This window comes from Halorubrum sp. SP9 (assembly GCF_005435015.1).
GTDB lineage: Archaea > Halobacteriota > Halobacteria > Halobacteriales > Haloferacaceae > Halorubrum > Halorubrum sodomense.
Map to the genome: position 1 here is coordinate 1 of NZ_SGXU01000054.1, position 3,250 is coordinate 3,250.

A 3,250-nucleotide genomic window follows, 5' to 3' on the forward strand; every position below is an offset into this window, starting at 1 on the left:
TGGGTGCTTCGCTCCGCTCCACTCACCGCCCTACCCAGAGAAAAATAATCCTTGTTCAGTTTGAGAGACGATGTTCCTTCTTGCGCTCTCTCCGTTACTTGGTAAGATGGGTTCCGTGTTCGAAACCGAGAAGTCTTGTACCCAGACTCAGGTAATCCCTTAGATGATTATTCCCTTCGAAGATAACTTGAATCATGGATATTCGGTCTCTCTTAGGGGGTGTCTCTAAGAGAATCCGTCGAGCGTGGGTTCGCACCCTGTCGAAGCCTCTTACCGAGGCTTTGGATTATACCCCGCCGAAGCCTCTCTCAGCATGCTTTCGAAGCCTTCGTCGCCCATACACCTTTGCCGTCTTATTGCCAATAATTTGGTATGAATAGAATGAATGAGACGAACGAAACGCGCCAGTTCGTCTCGGCGGTGCTTGAAGAAGACGGGAGAGCGTCGATGGCTCAGATACGGCGGAGAACCGACTTGACCGAAGGCCAGCTTCAACATCAGTTTCGCAAGATGGAGCAACACGAGTTTATTGAAGTGGAGCGCGCGCAAATCCCTTCGCAGTCCGGGTCGCGGATGAAGGTCGCAGTTATCCCGGAGGGGATGCGCGACGAAGCAGAAGCGCTCTTGTCTCATGATAGGAAGCCTGAGCGGACGACCGTCGACGTTGTGGACCTCGCGGTCAACGTAGATGAGTACGTGGATTTTGTCAAAAATACCGTCTACCCGGAGTTAGAACGTCTTACCACTAGGGTCGCTGATTTGGAAGCGCAATTGTCAGAGCCCGAGTCAACCGATGAGTCTACACCGTCTGAAGAAGACGAGGGGCTCGCTTATGCTCGAAGAATTGGACTGGTTGAAGAAGGAACAGACGAACCAATCCGTTGAGAGAGAGCTTAGCTAATCAGTTAACCAGATAATTAATTAGACAGTTAATTGGAAACCCCGTTCACTAGTTCTGTACTGCGCGCATTTCTTCGAGAATCGATTTCTCGGTTGGTACAGTAAGATATGGCTCAATTGCTGAATACGAAGACCACCCGCCTATGGCCATCATGACGCGTACAGGGACTTTCTTTTCGACTAAGTGAAGGTGCGCCCAGTGCCGGCGGCAGTCGTGCGAGGACACGTGTTCCCATTCGTCAGGTTCTTGCTCGTCTTCGGCTAGTACGTCAGCCGCGCCTGTCCCGCTCTCGTTGGTAATCCAGTTTTGGATACTCCGGGGAGCGTACGGCAAGTAGGGTTCGTCGTCGCTAATATCGCGTTCTCTCTGAAAATTGAACAACCCTTTTTCGACATCATCTGGTAGCCACGCTTTTCGAGTGGTCTTCTCTCCGCCCTTGGTATTCTTTCCTTCGACGTTGAGAAGCCAGCTCTCACCGTCTTTACCGCGCTCTACATCGTCTGGTGTGACGGTTGTTGTTTCTTCAGAGCGGAGACCACACCTGAGCATTAGCATACCGGCTATACCTCGTTCCCATGCTTTCTTTTCGAGTGTGCGTTGGAGGGTGTTGGCTTCGTCTTCGTCCATCCAGACTTTCACTCTTGCGCTGCTGTCGTCAATTCTCATGGTCTTCTAGTGTTGTCTGGTTTTCGTTCTCGAAGGTGGACCCGACAGCGACGCCGACGACTGCGCATATTGCTGCTAAGACGAGCGTGGAGAATATGTCTATGCCACCGATGCCTCCGAGGAGAATTCCTCCGAATGCGCCGAGTGAGGCCGGCAAAAAGATGTTAGACGTGTTCATTCTACTGTCTCGTTTCGCAGTCGGTCTACTTCCGCGGTCGCGTCGCCGAAGGACTCTTCGAAAAAGTCGATGTCTTGCTCAAGTTGTTCGGCGGTCTGCCGATAGCGGTTGAGGAGCCAGTCTCGCGCTTCTAACTGTTCGATGAGTTCTTGCCGGTTGAGCGATTCATAGTTGGACATCTCTTCGTAATTGTTTATGACAATTGCGACTATATACTTGCCTACTTTCTAGATTTGTGTTTGTATCGGGAGCGTAAATCGATGTTTCGGGGAGTTTGGGGCGTTCCGAGTTCGAGGTCTTCCTTGTTGTGGAACAACTACGAATGACCAACATCCCTTGTGCCGCACTTATTCTCGCTTCTGCCGACACCAGCCTGATGCGAATATAGTATTCATCAAGAGGTCCTTTGAGAAGAGTGTTAGCGTGTCTAATTCTACGGAACGACTCCTGTCATTCTTATACCCTCCCGAAATGTTGAGCGGAATTCGATTAATACCATCTAATGGGTCCAAGAAGTATTCTGGAATATCCACTTCTGACTTCTTCTTTAATTCATCAGTTCGGTGATAAAACGGGTTATCTACAACCATGTATTCTGGAGAGTCAACATGGTCGCTAATATCCACGACTTGTGGCCGTCCAAGATATTGAGAATCTCCTGCGAGAGTGAGTATCTGAAGGCCCCGGCGTTGCTCGTATATATCTGGGCTCCTACCTATTTCGGTGAAAAATGACTGGTAGCCGCCTTCGTTGAATGGGATATCAGTAAATACGAATCCACATCTTGTTCGTGTGAACTCTTCACCATCCCATTGGGTCTCTAGCCAAAAGAGACCAGCTGAACAACTCACATAAGCCACAGCAATAGGCTGGGGGTCACTAGGTGGGTCAGAGATTGGTTCCACTTTGTGAGCCTCCTCTAGTGTCCCAATTGTATTTTCAATATTCTTCAAATCTTCAACGAACCACCGATATCCACGGCCAATTTCTTGACGTTCCCCCAACTCAATTGTATACCCAACTCTTGAATGGGACAACTTCGTTCCAGTAGTGTTCTTAAGTACATCAAATACGTGCTCTATTTCCTCCGCAGTTGAGGCATAGACCCGCTCTTCAACATGATATAATACCGACTTTCCGAAGTCATGGGACAGACCGGGCTCTCCAAAGACAAACATAGACCGTCCTTCTGTGGTGGTAATCAACCAATTTTGTGGTGATTGAATCGAATGAGTTTCTCTATCTGAATCACTATCTAAATGAATATTTACGCGCTCCTCAACCTCTGAGGAAAACAGGCTATGCTTTTCCCTTTTACGAGATTCAAAGAATGAGAGCATTTGACTTCGTGTCATTTCCTCCATACCATCCCCAACGCGAATCCACGGTACATATTCGCCTTCTTCTTTATACTGAATCGGCTTTTCTTTGGCTTGCTCCACATCAATCCGTAATAGATTTTTCCCAGAATATTCTACAAAATTGGTTCTTAATAAATCAGTGAT

The 3,250-nt window shown here is 48.4% G+C and carries 5 protein-coding genes; 1 reads left to right on the forward strand and 4 read right to left on the reverse strand.

From position 1 onward, the window contains the following. Positions 1-381: 381 nt before the first annotated feature. A complete protein-coding gene (locus EXE45_RS15875; RefSeq protein WP_137694885.1) occupies positions 382-885 on the forward strand; it encodes a helix-turn-helix transcriptional regulator in 504 nt (167 codons plus the stop codon). 64 nt (positions 886-949) lie between these two features. Here the strand turns inward: EXE45_RS15875 and EXE45_RS15880 are convergent, their stop codons facing one another. The 4 genes from EXE45_RS15880 to EXE45_RS15895 form a co-directional block, all read right to left on the reverse strand. After that, the gene (locus EXE45_RS15880; RefSeq protein WP_137694886.1) at positions 950-1,567 is read right to left on the reverse strand and encodes a site-specific integrase; all 618 of its coding nucleotides are present in this window, start codon (positions 1,565-1,567) and stop codon (positions 950-952) included. Next, positions 1,557-1,745: a hypothetical protein gene (locus EXE45_RS15885; RefSeq protein WP_137694887.1), complete on the reverse strand. Its 189-nt coding sequence runs from the start codon at positions 1,743-1,745 to the stop codon at positions 1,557-1,559. Before EXE45_RS15885 ends, EXE45_RS15880 begins: the two co-directional genes overlap by 11 nt. Then, positions 1,742-1,924 (reverse strand): hypothetical protein, encoded by a 183-nt coding sequence (locus tag EXE45_RS15890; protein ID WP_137694888.1) that lies wholly within the window; start codon positions 1,922-1,924, stop codon positions 1,742-1,744. The genes EXE45_RS15885 and EXE45_RS15890 overlap by 4 nt, the downstream gene beginning before the upstream one ends. Positions 1,925-2,092: 168 nt before the next feature. Next, positions 2,093-3,250, reverse strand: a 1,158-nt coding sequence (locus EXE45_RS15895) for a hypothetical protein (protein ID WP_199233647.1), incomplete at its 5' end; no start/stop codon positions are given.

What these genes read in the sequence shown, in the direction of transcription:
- EXE45_RS15875 (WP_137694885.1), top strand. Translation starts at nt 382, where the DNA reads ATGAATGAGACGAACGAAACGCGCCAGTTCGTCTCGGCGGTGCTTGAA.
- EXE45_RS15880 (WP_137694886.1), bottom strand. Translation starts at nt 1,567, where the DNA reads ATGAGAATTGACGACAGCAGCGCAAGAGTGAAAGTCTGGATGGACGAA.
- EXE45_RS15885 (WP_137694887.1), bottom strand. Translation starts at nt 1,745, where the DNA reads ATGAACACGTCTAACATCTTTTTGCCGGCCTCACTCGGCGCATTCGGA.
- EXE45_RS15890 (WP_137694888.1), bottom strand. Translation starts at nt 1,924, where the DNA reads ATGTCCAACTATGAATCGCTCAACCGGCAAGAACTCATCGAACAGTTA.